Origin of the sequence: Sporolactobacillus putidus, assembly GCF_014647035.1 — a bacterium.
Lineage (GTDB): Bacteria > Bacillota > Bacilli > Bacillales > Sporolactobacillaceae > Sporolactobacillus > Sporolactobacillus putidus.
The window spans coordinates 1-15,001 of sequence record NZ_BMOK01000002.1 but is presented as its reverse complement, the minus strand read 5'-3'; the positions used below and the strand labels follow the sequence as shown (position 1 = coordinate 15,001).

At 44.0% G+C, this 15,001-nt stretch carries 15 protein-coding genes and 1 tRNA gene; 12 read left to right on the top strand and 4 right to left on the bottom strand.

The window, feature by feature from the left end:
- Positions 1 to 451 precede the first annotated feature (451 nt).
- The 10 genes from rny (at position 452) to IEX81_RS02265 (ending at position 10,974) form a co-directional block, all read left to right on the top strand.
- The gene (gene rny, locus IEX81_RS02310) at positions 452 to 2,014 is read left to right on the top strand and encodes a ribonuclease Y (RefSeq protein ID WP_188801450.1); all 1,563 of its coding nucleotides are present in this window, start codon (positions 452 to 454) and stop codon (positions 2,012 to 2,014) included.
- A gap of 151 nt (positions 2,015 to 2,165) precedes the next feature.
- The gene (locus tag IEX81_RS02305) at positions 2,166 to 2,960 is read left to right on the top strand and encodes a TIGR00282 family metallophosphoesterase (RefSeq protein WP_188801449.1); all 795 of its coding nucleotides are present in this window, start codon (positions 2,166 to 2,168) and stop codon (positions 2,958 to 2,960) included.
- Between the two features lie 115 nt (positions 2,961 to 3,075).
- Positions 3,076 to 3,336: a stage V sporulation protein S gene (locus tag IEX81_RS02300; protein ID WP_188801448.1), complete on the top strand. Its 261-nt coding sequence runs from the start codon at positions 3,076 to 3,078 to the stop codon at positions 3,334 to 3,336.
- Positions 3,337 to 3,630: 294 nt separating this feature from the next.
- Entirely contained in the window at positions 3,631 to 4,473 is an 843-nt protein-coding gene (locus IEX81_RS02295) for an SPFH domain-containing protein (RefSeq protein ID WP_188801447.1), read from the top strand.
- Positions 4,474 to 4,489: 16 nt separating this feature from the next.
- On the top strand, positions 4,490 to 4,651 hold the full coding sequence (locus IEX81_RS02290) for a type II toxin-antitoxin system antitoxin (protein ID WP_188801446.1): 162 nt from the start codon (positions 4,490 to 4,492) through the stop codon (positions 4,649 to 4,651).
- A gap of 285 nt (positions 4,652 to 4,936) precedes the next feature.
- Entirely contained in the window at positions 4,937 to 5,401 is a 465-nt protein-coding gene (locus IEX81_RS02285) for a CBS domain-containing protein (protein ID WP_188801445.1), read from the top strand.
- A gap of 706 nt (positions 5,402 to 6,107) precedes the next feature.
- Positions 6,108 to 7,520, top strand: coding sequence for an FAD-binding oxidoreductase (locus IEX81_RS02280; RefSeq protein WP_188801444.1), 1,413 nt, complete (start codon positions 6,108 to 6,110; stop codon positions 7,518 to 7,520).
- The gene (locus IEX81_RS02275; protein WP_188801443.1) at positions 7,517 to 8,809 is read left to right on the top strand and encodes a (Fe-S)-binding protein; all 1,293 of its coding nucleotides are present in this window, start codon (positions 7,517 to 7,519) and stop codon (positions 8,807 to 8,809) included. The genes IEX81_RS02280 and IEX81_RS02275 overlap by 4 nt, the downstream gene beginning before the upstream one ends.
- 268 nt (positions 8,810 to 9,077) lie before the next feature.
- Positions 9,078 to 10,298 (top strand): MFS transporter, encoded by a 1,221-nt coding sequence (locus tag IEX81_RS02270; protein WP_188801442.1) that lies wholly within the window; start codon positions 9,078 to 9,080, stop codon positions 10,296 to 10,298.
- A 148-nt stretch (positions 10,299 to 10,446) separates the two neighbouring features.
- Positions 10,447 to 10,974: a ribonuclease FAU-1 family protein gene (locus IEX81_RS02265; RefSeq protein ID WP_188801441.1), complete on the top strand. Its 528-nt coding sequence runs from the start codon at positions 10,447 to 10,449 to the stop codon at positions 10,972 to 10,974.
- 95 nt (positions 10,975 to 11,069) lie between these two features.
- Here IEX81_RS02265 and IEX81_RS02260 read toward each other — a convergent pair.
- The 3 genes from IEX81_RS02260 to IEX81_RS02250 form a co-directional block, all read right to left on the bottom strand.
- A tRNA-Pro gene (locus IEX81_RS02260) sits at positions 11,070 to 11,143 on the bottom strand.
- A gap of 223 nt (positions 11,144 to 11,366) precedes the next feature.
- The gene (locus tag IEX81_RS02255; protein WP_188801440.1) at positions 11,367 to 11,819 is read right to left on the bottom strand and encodes a DUF3788 family protein; all 453 of its coding nucleotides are present in this window, start codon (positions 11,817 to 11,819) and stop codon (positions 11,367 to 11,369) included.
- A gap of 11 nt (positions 11,820 to 11,830) precedes the next feature.
- Positions 11,831 to 12,286 (bottom strand): GyrI-like domain-containing protein, encoded by a 456-nt coding sequence (locus IEX81_RS02250; RefSeq protein WP_188801439.1) that lies wholly within the window; start codon positions 12,284 to 12,286, stop codon positions 11,831 to 11,833.
- Positions 12,287 to 12,716: 430 nt separating this feature from the next.
- On the opposite strand from IEX81_RS02250, the gene IEX81_RS02245 reads away from it, so the two are divergent.
- Positions 12,717 to 13,367 carry an HAD family hydrolase gene (locus IEX81_RS02245; RefSeq protein WP_188801438.1) on the top strand — a complete coding sequence of 217 codons (651 nt, stop codon included), beginning with the start codon at positions 12,717 to 12,719 and terminating at the stop codon, positions 13,365 to 13,367.
- 175 nt (positions 13,368 to 13,542) lie between these two features.
- Here the strand turns inward: IEX81_RS02245 and IEX81_RS02240 are convergent, their stop codons facing one another.
- The gene (locus IEX81_RS02240) at positions 13,543 to 14,319 is read right to left on the bottom strand and encodes an LssY C-terminal domain-containing protein (protein ID WP_188801437.1); all 777 of its coding nucleotides are present in this window, start codon (positions 14,317 to 14,319) and stop codon (positions 13,543 to 13,545) included.
- Positions 14,320 to 14,586: 267 nt separating this feature from the next.
- Between IEX81_RS02240 and IEX81_RS02235 the strand changes: the two genes are divergently transcribed.
- A complete protein-coding gene (locus IEX81_RS02235; RefSeq protein ID WP_188801436.1) occupies positions 14,587 to 14,991 on the top strand; it encodes a GNAT family N-acetyltransferase in 405 nt (134 codons plus the stop codon).
- Positions 14,992 to 15,001: the final 10 nt, after the last annotated feature.

Here is a 15,001-nt window from a genome sequence, read left to right as displayed (position 1 = left end):
GATGCACTGTGTAAAAGACTGATTGTGCTGGATGACGGGTGGACACAACAATTGTCACGTTCGTTCCCTGAGACAGCGCAGTCATTTTTTTTAAAAACAAATTACAGAAAATTAGTGAAAATTAGTCTGCAATCCATTTATTGCTTTCGTTATTTTGCGCAAGGTTGACAACCCAAAATCTCGACTATAAAATGAAACTGTAACATCCATGTTATTGATTTGTGAATATGTAAACTTTTCTAAAAGTATGTGCTTAAAAAGCGGCGGTTAAGAATATCAGGGATCAGCGGATCGTTTCATTGTGTCCGGAGAACGCTCTTCTTCGCAAAAAAGAAACAAAACCGCGATGATTTTTTCCGGTTTCTTATATTGTTCCTTTGCTAAGCTCATTCAAAAGTAAAAGTGAATGATTGGACTTCTTGACGATATGGGAAGGCAAGGAGGTGAAAAGATGACTAGTTTTGTTACAATCATCTCCATTGCGCTTGTCTCTGTAGTTTGTCTATTTGTTGGGTACACGATCCGAAAAAAAATTGCTGAGGCGAAAATTGCTTCCGCGGAGACCGCAGCACATCAGATCATTGAAGAAGCACATCGTGATGCGGAAGCGCTGAAGAAAGAAGCGCTCCTTGAAGCAAGGGATGAAATTCATACCTTCAGGTCTCAAGCTGAAAGCGAAGCCCGGGAACGCAGAAATGAACTTCAAAGGCAGGAAAATCGCCTGGTACAGAAAGAGGATCTGCTGGATCGAAAAAGCGAATCTCTTGATAATAAGGAAAGTTCATTGGAAAAAAGGGAGGAAACACTTAGCAAGAAACATCGACAAATTGAAGAGATGGAGAGCAAAGTGGAGGAATTGCTGCAAAAACAGCAGTCAGAGTTAGAACGCATTTCCGGATTTACGAACGAAGAAGCAAAAGAGCTGATCCTGAATCAGGTCAGACAGGAAACGGTTCATGAGGCTTCCCAAATTGCCAAGGATATTGAGACCCGGGCGAGGGAAGAGGCTGAAAAGAAGGCGAAAAGCATTCTTTCTCTGGCGATTCAGCGCTGTGCGGCGGATCATGTTGCCGAGACGACCGTATCCGTTGTCAATCTGCCCAATGATGAAATGAAGGGACGGATTATCGGAAGGGAAGGTCGGAATATCCGTACACTCGAAACATTGACAGGGATCGATTTGATTATCGATGATACGCCCGAAGCTGTAATCCTGTCCGGATTTGATCCGATTCGGCGTGAAGTCGCGAGAATTGCACTGGAAAAGCTTGTTCAGGACGGACGGATTCATCCTGCGCGTATTGAAGAAATGGTTGAAAAAGCGCGCCATGAAGTGGATGAGAAAATCCGGGATTACGGTGAACAGACGACGTTTGAGGTTGGTATACACAGTCTGCATCCGGATCTGATCAAGATTTTGGGCCGCCTGCATTTCAGAACAAGTTACGGCCAGAATGTCCTCAAGCACTCTGTGGAAGTTGCTTTCCTGTGCGGCATGATGGCCGCAGAGCTCGGCGAAGACGAGACACTGGCAAGGCGCGCAGGGTTGCTTCATGACATTGGAAAAGCGATCGATCATGAAGTTGAGGGAAGTCATGTCGAGATCGGTGTAGAACTGGCAACAAAATATAAAGAACACCCTACTGTAATTAACAGCATTGCTTCTCATCACGGAGATACGGAAGCTACATCTGTAATATCCATTCTGGTCGCAGCAGCTGATGCGCTGTCGGCGGCAAGGCCGGGAGCCCGGCGCGAGACACTGGAAACGTACATTCATCGTCTGGAAAAACTTGAGGAAATATCCGAGTCCTTTGAAGGCGTTGAAAAGTCGTATGCAATACAGGCGGGACGCGAGATTCGCATTATCGTTCAGCCGGATATTATTGATGACGCAAAATCCTATCAACTGGCGCATGATATAACCAAGAAAATTGAGAACGAGCTCGATTATCCGGGGAATATCAAGGTCACTGTGATTCGCGAGACGCGGGCAGTAGAGTATGCAAAATAAAAAAAGCGGCGATCAGCCGCTTTTTTTATTCAACTCTGCTCCGTTAGCTTCGAGACACCTTAGGAAACTTGTGCCGATCGGTTTTGGTCAGGCTGTGACAGTTTTTGAGCATCGCGCGAACCGATCAGTTAAAAAGAAAAGAGCGAGTCATATGAGATTATTATTTATCGGAGACGTCTACGGAAAGACAGGACGTGAAATGGTCGAACAGTATCTTCCCAGACTGAAGGACTTTTATCACCCAACTGTGACGATTATCAATGCGGAAAATGCTGCCCATGGAAAGGGCATTACAAAAAAAATATACAACCGGTTGACGGAACTCGGTGCAGACATGATCACAATGGGCAACCATACATGGGATAACCGTGAAATTTTCGAGTTTATTGACGACGCAAAACAGATCGTCCGTCCGGCAAATTTTCCTGAAGGGACGCCCGGCAAGGGCCTGCAAATGTTTCCGGTCAATAAAATTCACGTTGCAGTGATCAATATTCAGGGGCGCGTCTTTCTACCTGCAATTGATGATCCGTTTCGGACGGCCGATCGGCTCGTTTCTGAAGCGCGGGAAAAAACGCCGATTATTTTTGTGGATATTCACGCGGAGACGACAAGTGAAAAACTGGCTATGGGCCGGTATCTTGACGGACGTGTTTCGGCTGTGATCGGGACACACACTCATGTCCAGACTGCGGATGAACGAATTTTTCCGGGCGGCACCGCTTACTTATCCGATGTCGGAATGACAGGGCCGTATAACGGCATTATCGGAGTGGAGCGGGCGGCGGTAACCAGAAGATTCCTCACTTCGATGCCGGTTCGCTTTGAGAGCGAAGAAGGTTCGGGCCAGCTGAGCGCGGTCATTATCGATATTGATGGGCAAACCGGGAAAGCAAAACATATAGAGCGCCGGCTGATTAACGATGACCACCCTTTTTTTGAGTGAGCGCGGCATTCACGGCCGGATACAATACGGAAACCGGATAAATGGCAGGAATAGTCATCCTTAAGGGGAATATAGTAAATTATGGGCAATCCTCATAAGGAGATGACAAACGGAAATGGATGTGTTAAAAGTTTCAGCAAAATCTATACCCAACTCTGTTGCCGGTGCCCTTGCCCACGCGATGAGGGAACAAAAAACGGCAGAAATTCAGGCGATCGGAGCGGGCGCTCTCAATCAGGCAGTCAAGGCTGTTGCGATTGCCAGGGGATTTGTCGCTCCAAGCGGACTCGATTTGATCTGTATTCCTGCTTTTACGGATATTATAATCGACGGTGAAGAACGGACTGCAATCAAGCTGATTGTCGAGCCCAGGTGAAAAAACCAATGGCGTTAAGAGATTTTCAAGTGATTTATTTTTGCGAGTGACATAAAAGTGACAAACTAAATGACTTCATTAAAAACGCTCATTTTCCCGGGCGTTTTTTTTTAGAGTGATCTCGCCACGATCGGTCCTTTTCAGACTGTTTCCGATCTTCCCTGAACTTCCTTCATGAATAAAGAAATCGTTGTTCTTTAAAAATGACTAACAGAAGAAAATAGTAAAAAACAGGAAATTATGATATCATATTAATATAAAGATAATATATAAAATATAAAGGAGGGGTTTGTTTTGAAAGAAATAAAAGCTTGGAAAATGAACGGTTTCATCGGTCTGCTGGCTATACTTGTTTTACTTGGGGCGGGGGTTGCCGCAGGAGTATCGACTATTCTTTGGGCCGCCGCATTTTTCTGGCTCGCCGCTTTTGCACTGATGACCGGCATGACCGTTGTTCCCCCGAACAAAACCAAAGTCGTCACTTTTTTTGGGCGTTATGTGGGAAGCGTTCAGGACAATGGGATCTTTCTGACCGTGCCTTTGTCCGCAAGAAGGACGGTGTCGCTCCGTGTCCGCAACTTCAATAGTCAGAAGCTGAAAGTCAATGACGTGGAAGGCAATCCGATCGAAATCGCGGCCGTTGTTGTATTTAAAGTCGTGGATTCGGCAAAGGCGCTGTTTGATGTGGATAATTACAGTCAGTTCGTTGAGATTCAAAGCGAGACGGCAGTTCGCCATATAGCTTCCCAGTATCCTTACGATAATTTTGAAGAAAAGGGCCTGTCTCTTAGAAGCAATGCAGCAGAAATTTCCGATCTGCTGAAAGAAGAACTACAGAATCGGCTTACTCTTGCCGGAGTCGCGGTCATCGAAACAAGGCTGACGCATCTTGCCTACTCAACGGAAGTGGCACAGGCGATGCTTCAGCGCCAGCAGGCAGCGGCAATCATTTCTGCCAGGCAGAAAATTGTCGAGGGAGCTGTGGGCATGGCTCAGATGGCGATTCAGCGTCTCGAAGAGGATCATGTGATTGAGCTGGACGAAGAAAGAAAAGTAAGTATGGTTAATAATCTGATGGTTGCCATCGTTTCAGAAAAAGGAACCCAGCCGGTTGTAAATACGGGAAGTCTTTATTGATAAATGGGGTTTTTACATGGCACAGAAAAAAAGCTTTTTATTGAGAATAGATCACGACCTTTATGATATTCTGCAGAGATGGTCGGCTGACGAATTCCGCAGTGTCAACGGTCAGATTGAATTTTTGCTTCGCGAGGCTGCGAAACGGTCGGGAAGAGCGGATAAAAAAGAAAAGTAAAGATACCGAGCGCTTCGTTTTCAACGTTACGGTGCCTGCCTTTATTGTCAGACATTCCTTTTCTCGAATTTTATTGAGCTCATCTTATTAATCAACCCTCCCAACTTTTGAATGATTGCCTGAAGCCGGCTCAGGCGTGTATGAAACGTATTTCAGACGCGGGATCCAAAATCGTTTTGATCAACTCTTGTTAGCAGAAACGTTGTGAATAAAACGTTTTCATTTGCAGCGGTCTATTGTAAAATGGGATATAGAAGGGGCAGACACTATCAGGGGGTGGTGCTGGTGCTTGTTGAAGATCTGATGATTAAAGATGTGATTTCGGTGCATGAGAATGACACGATTGAATCGCTGATCAAGACATTGATTGCATGCAAGATCGGCAGCGTACCCGTTCTGGACGATCAGGATAAGCTGGCCGGCTTTGTAACTGACGGGGATATTCTTCGTGCCGTCTCGCCGAAACAGCAGACTATTTATGATTTTTATACGATGATCGCAGCCATTGAGGTTGAAGTCTCACGTGACAAGATCAAAGATCTTTTAAACAAAAAAGTAAAAGAGATTATGAAAAAAAAGAATCTCCAGACTGTTTATGTGAATAAGGATCTGGACGCCGTTCTGAAAATCCTGTCCCATCATCATTTCAAGAAATTACCGGTCATCGACAGTGAACGGCATGTCGTAGGCATGATCAGCCGGAGCAACATCATCCGTTATTTCGGAGAACTGGCGATCGGTCAAAAGTAATGTTCACGCAGTCCGGCAACGACAGATCTGACGGACACCTCGGCTTTCTGCAGGCAAATGGGAGTGTTACCAGATCTTGAAAAAGAACCGATTATGGTTCTTTTTTTTTGCCTTTTGACGCTCAACTTCAAACGAATTCTTGAACTTGATAACTGACAATAAAGTTGTTTTATAACGAAGCCATGAACACACATTTCTACGCTGTGAAATTGTTCCATTTTTATAAAATGGTTTAAAAATATCGGTAGCGCAATAAACGGTAGACGTTAATAGCGCAGCGGTCAAACTTGAATAACAGAATCTAATCCGCATATCGAATCTAAATTTATCTATATACTTTGGCACCCTTTGATACTTTTTCGGCTACTATCAGTGCTCTATCTTTGACCGACCACTTGGTTCAATCCAGCTTCAAGTTGGTCCTAACAACGGTAAAGTTGGTTCTAACTGTCTGGAAGTCGGTTTTAACTTGGGTTTGTCATTAAAAGAGAATTATTTTAATAGAATTAAAGACTTAAGAAAAATTTATTTTTTGGAGGCAAAGGAATTCGGGCTCTTGATCGTGAAATATAGGGGGGCATGCAGTTGAACAGGATTTTAATAAGAAACATCTTTCTTTACACATTATTCATGAAAGCGATATCATAAAATAGCACGAATAAACTTTTTCGAATTATCGGAAACAAATGATGACAGGGGCGAGTGTATGTCGATTCCAAGAAACGCTTTTCAACAAATGAAAATGATCATTCGTGATCAAAGCCGTGTACTGGCAAGTGAAGAAGATCTGGTCAGCTATGGTTATGATGCGTCATTCGGATTCTACCTTCCGGATTTAGTGGTTCAGGTCAACTCCGCCGAAGAAACGGCCGGAATTTTAAAATTGGCCAACCGTTTTAAAATTCCCGTAACGCCCAGGGGGCAGGCATCCAGTTTGAGCGGAGGACCGCTTCCCGTAAAGGGAGGAATTGTTCTCGATGTCTCGCAATGGAATAAGAAGCTGATCGTGGACAGTGAAGACCTGGTTGCCGTTGTCTCCCCGGGTGTTGTTACGGCCCAGATCGACAAAGCGGCGGCAAAGTACGGTCTGATGTATCCTCCCGATCCGGGAAGTTCGCAGATGTCGACAATTGCAGGAAATCTGGCTGAAAATTCCGGAGGGCCGAGATGCCTGAAGTACGGGGTAACGAAAGATTATGTAATCGGGCTTGAAGTCGTAACACCGCAGGGAGAAATTATGCGGACCGGCGGGCGTACCGTAAAAAATGTCAGCGGTTATGATTTGACAAAGCTGATTGTCGGATCGGAAGGGACATTAGGCGTGATAACGGAAGCAACCTTGCGTCTTGTCCCGAGGCCGCCGTCATCCCGGACGCTGATGATTATTTTCGATCACTTTATCGATTCAGGAAAAATGGTGACCAAAATACTGACATCCGGCATTTTACCGGCCAAAATCGAAATGATGGATGGCGCGTCGATTCGGGCAGTCGAAGCCTACAAACCTCTCGGACTGCCGACGGACGCCGAGGCGATTCTGCTTGTCGCTCTCGACGGGCATCCTGCCGCCGTGAAAGATGAGTCGGAGAAAATCGCTGAGATAGCGAAGAACACTGGCGCAAAGGAGATAAAAGTCGCCAAAACGGATCAGGAGGCCGGCGAGTTATGGCAGGCCCGCAAGCTTGTCTCACCGGCCATTGTCCGTACAAAACCGACAAAGATTTCAGAGGATGCAACGGTTCCGCGAAGCAAAATACCTGAGTTCTGCGCGCGTCTTCAGGAAATCAAAATGAAATACCGGATTGATCTGGTTGTGTTCGGTCACGCGGGCGACGGCAACCTCCACCCGAATATCATCTGCGACAAAAGGGACAAGAAAGAGATGGAAAGAGTCGAAAAGGCGATTGAGGCAATCTTTCACGCGGCGCTCGACCTGGGAGGTACCTTATCCGGAGAACATGGCATAGGCACGATGAAAAGCGCGTTCATGCCTTGGGAATTTTCGCCTGAGGCGCTGGACATGATGAAACGGATCAAGACAGCGTGGGATCCCAACAATATATTGAACCCTTCGAAAATCTTTCCGGTTCCGGGACAAAGGCTGGTGTTGTCGGAATGAGCGGGGATCCGAGAAAGAAACTGGCTTATAATGAAACGTTTGACTGCATTCAATGCGGCAGCTGCCTTCCAGCGTGCCCGACCTATAAAACAATGGGCAAAGAAACTCAGTCGCCGCGCGGGCGGATTAATCTCGTAAAAATGGCGGCGGAGGGTAAAATCTCACTCGATAAACTGAAAGGACCGATCAATCTCTGCCTGGGCTGCCGGGCATGTGAGCGTGTCTGTCCGACAAATGTCAAGTACGGTAAAATTCTTGAATCTGCTAAGGAAGCGCTCTATGAGCAGGAAATGGATATGGTGTCACCCGTCAAGAGATTTGAAGAAGACTTGTTTTACAAACAGATTTTTCCAAAAAGACATATGTTGAATACGGCGAGCAATATCCTTTGGTTTTATCAAAAATCAGGATTGAAAACCGTCGCTCATTTAACCGGCATGAATAAGCTGCTGCCCCATAGTCTGGAAACTTTTGAACAGGCGACGCCCAAGATTTCCAGTCCGAGTCATCGGCATCATAGGCCGAAAAGGTTGTTCCCCGAAGGCAAACCGCTATTTAAAGTCGGATTCTTTACCGGCTGTGTTATGGATGCCGTGTTCGACAGAATTAACGACCTGAGCATGGAACTACTTGCGGCCTGCGGCTGCGAGGTGGTCGCAGCGGAAGGTCAGACGTGCTGCGGGGCGCTCCACGATCACGGCGGACGGACGGACCTGACTCAGGAACTTGCCAAACGGAATATTGAAGTGTTTGAACAGGAATCATTCGATTATATTGTGAATAATGCGGGAGGATGCGGCGCGATGCTTGGCGAATATGCTCATCTGTTTGAGGATGATGAAGAATGGAAGCAGCGTGCCGAACGTTTTGCAAAAAAATCCGTGGATATCAGTGTGCTTTTAGCGCAGCTGCCGCTCCCTATTAAGAAGGAGATTCACTGCCGGGTTACTTTTCAGCCATCCTGCCATATGACAAACGTTCAGAAAGTGATTCACGAACCGCTGCAGCTGATCCGTACAATTAAAGGCCTCGATTTTCATCCACTGGACGATCCCGATTTTTGCTGCGGATCCGCCGGTGTTTACAATATCGTTAACTATGAAGAATCAATGAAGATTCTCGACGTGAAAATGGCGGATGTGAAAGACAAGAACCCGGATCTTATTGTCACCACCAATCCGGGTTGTCTTCTGCAAATGAAGGCCGGAATTGAACGTGAGCATCTCGGGGACCACGTCCGGGCTGTACACCTCGTTGAGCTTCTGGCGGAAGCGTGCGGCCTCAATTAACTCTGATTTGAAGCGGCATCGCCGGCAGTCGCCTGTCCGTCTGTTTTCTTCTTTGATAACGGGTCTGTGATCATACGAAAACCCATTAATGCCACTCGCCGATCTGTTTTTCGCTTCACCCTTTTTATGTGAGTGTTCCATTCACGGCCCATGCACTTTCTCACGGCAATTTTAAGAAGAACGGTGCATTCCCGAAATGCTGTCTGAACCTTGCCTATGGACAAAAATTAAAGGCATGACGCATTTACCAAAAAGAGGGGGAAAACGGGTGGATCTTTTCGCTGCAGAAAACAGGAGATATGTGACATTGAGCGTCCTTTTTATTACCTGGTTTATTGGCTATTTTGACCGAATGGCGATCAATATTGCGATTATCCCGATTGGGAAAGAGTTTTCCTTGTCGGCCGCGCAATCCGGATTGATCTTAAGCAGTTTTTTTCTCGGTTATTCGATCATGCAGCTTTTTGGGGGATGGTTCGCCGATCTCTTCGGCTCGAGAAAAGTTTTAATTCTTTGTGTTTTGGCCTGGTCGCTTTTTACCGGATTGACCGGTCTCGTCACTTCCTTCATCACTCTGTTTGCCGTTCGCTTTATGTTTGGCCTCGGCGAAGGCAGCTTTTCTCCGGCAAGTTCGGTAGCTGTCGCCGAAAATTTTCCAAGATCGGAACGTGCGAGGGCGAAATCCATACTGCTCTCTTCCTATCAGCTTGCAGGAATTGTCGGTTCATTTGGCGTCGCCACACTGATGGTACTCTACAATTGGAGAAATACGTTTCACATTTTAGCCCTGCTGGGTATCATCATTACCATTCTCTTATGGTTCTCTCTCCCCGTTCATCGAAAAAATAACGAAACGAAGCAACCGGCTGCAACCCGGATTTCTGCGGGTGAACTCGTCAAAATGGATCTGGTGTGGAAGGTGCTTATTGTCTGGTTCGGCATCAGTATTGTAAACTGGGGACTCGCGACCTGGATGCCCTCATATTTAATCGAGGTTCGTCATCTGAAACTGCTGAAAATGGGACTATTGTCCGCTATCCCCTCGACGGCTGGCTTTCTCTCGATCATGCTGACTGGCTGGGTGCTGGACAAATTTATGAATGGACGGGAAAAGATTTTTCTTGTTTACGGCTCGGTTTTTACAGCTCTGTTTTTATATTTGATGTTTGCCTCCCAGTCGATTACGATGGCTATTCTTTTCTGGTCGTTGTGCCAGTTTTCGTTATGCACGGTATTTGTGACCGTGTTCGCCGTACCGTTAAAATATTTTCCGGGAAAATCCATAGGGACGGCAACAGGTTATATCAACTTCGGCGGCCAGATTGCCGGAGTAGTCGCACCCTCTCTTATCGGAATCATGATCAGCCTGTTTCATGGATCTTTCCAGGCGGCTTTTTGGTCGTTAGTCGTTGCTGCTCTCGTATCCGCGATCGTTGGCGCGACGCTCAATATGAACAGACATTTCATTCAAGTAACAGAAAAAATTTAACCAGCCTTCCAGATGAAAATGTCCGGAACGCTGATTTTTCTGCATCACCTTATCTAAAAAGACAGGGCATTGCTGCGCGCGTAGTAAAATAAAGAAAGAGGAAAACACAGTCCCGAATTCGGGAAGTCCGGCGGGGGGAGCAGCAGATATGGACCACCCGATCAAGAAAAAGACGATTATTGAGAGAAAAATACGGTACGATGGCACCATTGCGGAATACAGCTGCCAGCGGCTAAAAATCGGAAAAGATGATGCGGTTCTTTATTATCGATTGGAAAAATCTGTTTCACTGCGGCGCGGCGAGACGGAGCTGACCATTCCTGAAGGCAGCCATACTATTTCTTTTTATTGGACGGAAAGGCCTTACAACGTCTATATCTGGATAGGACCGGAGGGAAACTACAGGGGTTCTTACCTTAATATTGTCAGAAATACGCATATCTCAGACCGCGTTGTTTCCTATGAAGATCTGATTCTTGACGTTTTGGTCCTTCCTGACGGGCGTTATAGTGTTTTAGATGAAGATGAGCTGCCGGAACCTCTGGAACAATTTGAGCAGGGGCATGTAAACCATGTCCTGTGCACATTAATCCAGTCTCTCGATTCCCTGATTCCGCCGCTCGTAGCGGAATCGGAAGGCCTTAGCAAAAAAACGACCTCAGGGCCGTGGACATAATCGCACATGCCGAGAGGCCGTAAAAGCTGTAAGGACGGTCGTCATAGCCCGTCCTTACAGCTTTTACTTTAATAATCCTATTGTAAATCCTTTAATCGGAAAGACAGGATTTGAACCTGCGACCACATGGCCCCCAGCCATGTGCTCTACCAAGCTGAGCTACTTTCCGATGATTGATGATGAGGTTCAGCATTTTTCAGAACTCATGTAAACAGTCAGTGTATACATTATAATGCGCTTGCGCCATAAGGTCAAGAATTTTGAACCGGTAACTCCGGAGGTGAAAGAGTGTGTACATTTACTGAATAGAGAACCGAAGCTATGACGCACTGAGTCCAGCCTCGATAAAAACATACATGCTGCAACAAACCCATCTTTTTATTTTCATCTGCTCACCGGGACAACTGTTTCGGCTTTTTCTTTATGTAAATGAGTTTTTGAATGTCCTGTAATTCATGGTCGTTTTCCACCGGATAGTGTATCCAGCCTCCCTCGCCGCAAGGATAGCGCTTTTCCCATAGAGTTTTGGTTTTGGGGAGCATATTATCTAATTCTTGATACAGTCCTTTCAGTTCGCGTTTTCCAATCGTGATCGTAACCGTAAACGAACCTTTTTCAAAGAACAAATAACACAGCATTTTGCTTTTGTGAGTATATTTATATCCCCAACCGTAATTATTTCCAAAGGGAAATTTCAACTCCCGAACGAAATCATAATGGCTGGTTAAAAAGTTCTCAAATTTATTCAGTCTCTGAATGGCCTTATCGCCTAACAAATTTTCTATTTCCAGTGATGATGGAATGGCATTCTTATTCATCAATCTTTCTTTTGTACGAGTATCCATTGTTTAGGCCTCTAATGTATTGGTGTCCACAGTTCGTAAGCCTTATGACTGCCATCGGGGTAATATTCAAAATTAAAGCCATGTTCAGCGTTAGGAGTATACCCCGCATCTGGCAAAGTTTTCTCATAATAATCTGTCCAGGCATCAACAGCAGACATGCCCGCCGGTACTTGACCGACTGCATAATTCGCTCCTGGTATACACTTACACACAGCTTCTTTCGGCGCTTGAATTTTATCATTACCTTCAATTCCTATCAAATAGTAATACCGACCCGAGTGAGCAGAGGGCCACATCAGTCCATAGAAATCCCTTTTGAAGCCATAAGCGTTAAATAGTTCCTCTTTTTGGGTATCATAATCGCGCCATAGTTTGGACAGTTCTTTTTCACAAGTTTCCAGACTGGTTTCTTTATAATATCCGCAAATGTAAAATGCTTGGCGTTTTTTTAACTTTAGGCTCAGCATGAATATTCATCTCCTTTTCAATTAAGTATAAAACAATGTTCAGCGCTAATTTGTGACAATAATGTATAAATTGAAAATATGATTGTAAAAGAGCTTATTTCAATTGTGTGACAAAAGTGATTTCAATGAAATACACTTTCTATTGGTAATCCAAGGAAAATATGTTGTTATTTTGCTACTTTAAAATAAAGTTTTTTTAAAATAACGGTTATAAATGGCTTACAATGAACATAGACGGAAATGTTCTGCAGCACCCATAAGCAAGATCTAATTGAGGGGCGTATATGTGACAAAAGAGTTATAAGTCAAAAAAGAACATACTTTCTCCTCTAAAATTGATCTAAGTTGCTGCTCAGTACGTATTTTGTTGCGCAATCGACGGATACTGCGCATCTAGTTATAAAACGATAGAAAGTGAGGGGATAAAACATTGGCCGATATATTGACGTTTGATTGTTATGGAACATTAATTGATACTTCTGCTTTTTGGGAAGAACTTGAAAGGGTTGCTTCTGAACAAGGGATTAATAAAACATCCATGGTCAATACATATGGTAAATTTGAGGAACGTTTAATGTATGGCGAGGGATTGTTTACTGCGTATAGTGATATTATCTATAAGGCTCTGCAGTATTGCGAGATGGAACTGAATGTGGAAAAACTAACCGATCAATATGATCGATTAATAAAGGTGCATCAGAAGCTATCTCCATACCCTGAGGTCATTGATACATTGAAATCCCTAAAATCAAAGGGGTATCGGACAGCTATCATGTCGAACTCTGACTGGAATATTATGAGATACAATTTAAAATCGCTTGTACATGAATTTGATGCTGTTTATCTTGCTGAAGACTTGCACGCCTATAAACCTCAATTGAGTTTTTTTGAACAGGTTCAAAACAAACTGACAACGAATCACCATGTACATATAGCGGCTGGCTTTTGGTGGGATATAGTCCCTGCACAAAGAATGAATTGGAGAAGGATTTGGATTAATCGACGATCTAAAAAAGGGCTCCAAAATTGCATGCCGTACACGGAAGTAAAAAATCTGGATGAAACATTAAAATATCTATAAACAAGTTACTTTGCAGTTCGTTTGTATTGCAAAAAATCATGTATACTCTACGTATATGAAAATCCTTGAGGAAGTTCATTACCAAATAATATAATTGATCATCATTAAGCCAGTGTATTTTGCTTTTAATGCAATTTGGGTTTATCCATAACATGAAAAAAGATTTAAGGACTCATTAAACTTTCCCAAGACTTCTATCAATAACCCAAAAAATCCACATTTTTATTGTCAAAGCCATGGAATTTTGGGTGATAAAGTTTTGATTATGAAAGCTTAATTTAGACAATATGGCAATTTCACCGTCGGTATAATACCAGTCTCCCCCACCATTGACACCGAAAAGCGTTGGTTGTGTAAAAGACGAAATGGAGGAAAAAGGGAAATACGGTCTTAATGTTTGAAAAACCCTTCCCCTTTCACGATCAATGGATGAATCCACATGATGTGTAGGCATGTAGGTTTTAGAACTCACTTTTATTCCGTTATCAAAGGTTGCCGAACCTAACCATATTTTTTCTTTTCCCAAATACGTGCCGGTATCCCATAATCGAATATGATCCCGGATTTGAACATCATTCGTTGGCTTCTCAAAAGCTAAATCCTGTTTTCTATTGTAAAGATACAAGCTGCTTACCGGTGCAGTTGGATAGGGCAACTGGGCGAGCGAATCAAAAGATATTCGTGCACTGGTCTCTGGTGTTATCGGATCAGGAATCACCCACCCGGCTTTGATGAAAGCATCTGTTATCTCAGACTGACTTCCAATGATCATAATGTTAATGGGATCTCCCTTTTTTTCGGACTTTATGGTTGTAACAGCAGGGTAATTTGCATTTTCAAAGCGTTGACTTTTTGGGAAGGGATAAAATTGTACGAAGGCCACACAGAGGGCACAAAGTATCAACACAAGTGAAAATATGATGGCAGTTCGATAGAGAATAACTTTAATCATGGCTATTTCCAACTTCCTAAGCTATTAGAATGGAGAACCATTCGATGGAGAGTAAATTCTTTATACGGATGGCTTTATACCGTTGATTCATCAGAAATCATCGTCATTGTGGTTACACAACGGGAAAGAAAGCGAGTGAACTTAGTAGCCCGCACAGTTCGTATTTTTTGTGCAGCTTTATTGTAAAAGAAACGATCTTATTTTGTAATTAACTATTTTTAACATTCGTTAACAATAGTTTAGAAAAGGGCACGCAGGGGGATAGAAATGGGAGATTTATTTTTAGCAATGCCAAGTAAAGAATACCAACAGAGTTTTGAAAATTATGTACTGTCCTATAAAAAAGCAAACGATGATTTTTATTTTCATCTATATGAAAAGGCATTGTCAAATTTTGATGGATATATAAACGACTTAGACGCTCATTCTAAAGGAATAAATGTACCCCGAGACTGGGTGACAACGTCAACATTTTGGCTAATTGATGCTCATGAAGTAGTGGGAGTCGCACGAGTCAGACACCGGGAAGTAGAATGTGCAGGTCACATAGGCTATGATATATCACCTTGCTGCAGAAATAAAGGCTATGGTACGCAAATTCTTAAATTAGCATTGGGAGTGTCAAGTATTTTGTGTAAATGGCAGCCTTCCCGATCAAGCAACTATCAGTGAAACATGGATT

Bases quoted from the DNA above. Each gene is read 5' to 3' on its own strand.
- rny (WP_188801450.1), top strand. From the start codon at position 452: ATGACTAGTTTTGTTACAATCATCTCCATTGCGCTTGTCTCTGTAGTT.
- IEX81_RS02305 (WP_188801449.1), top strand. From the start codon at position 2,166: ATGAGATTATTATTTATCGGAGACGTCTACGGAAAGACAGGACGTGAA.
- IEX81_RS02300 (WP_188801448.1), top strand. From the start codon at position 3,076: ATGGATGTGTTAAAAGTTTCAGCAAAATCTATACCCAACTCTGTTGCC.
- IEX81_RS02290 (WP_188801446.1), top strand. From the start codon at position 4,490: ATGGCACAGAAAAAAAGCTTTTTATTGAGAATAGATCACGACCTTTAT.
- IEX81_RS02280 (WP_188801444.1), top strand. From the start codon at position 6,108: ATGTCGATTCCAAGAAACGCTTTTCAACAAATGAAAATGATCATTCGT.
- IEX81_RS02275 (WP_188801443.1), top strand. From the start codon at position 7,517: ATGAGCGGGGATCCGAGAAAGAAACTGGCTTATAATGAAACGTTTGAC.
- IEX81_RS02265 (WP_188801441.1), top strand. From the start codon at position 10,447: ATGGACCACCCGATCAAGAAAAAGACGATTATTGAGAGAAAAATACGG.
- IEX81_RS02255 (WP_188801440.1), bottom strand. From the start codon at position 11,819: ATGGATACTCGTACAAAAGAAAGATTGATGAATAAGAATGCCATTCCA.
- IEX81_RS02250 (WP_188801439.1), bottom strand. From the start codon at position 12,286: ATGCTGAGCCTAAAGTTAAAAAAACGCCAAGCATTTTACATTTGCGGA.
- IEX81_RS02240 (WP_188801437.1), bottom strand. From the start codon at position 14,319: ATGATTAAAGTTATTCTCTATCGAACTGCCATCATATTTTCACTTGTG.
- IEX81_RS02235 (WP_188801436.1), top strand. From the start codon at position 14,587: ATGGGAGATTTATTTTTAGCAATGCCAAGTAAAGAATACCAACAGAGT.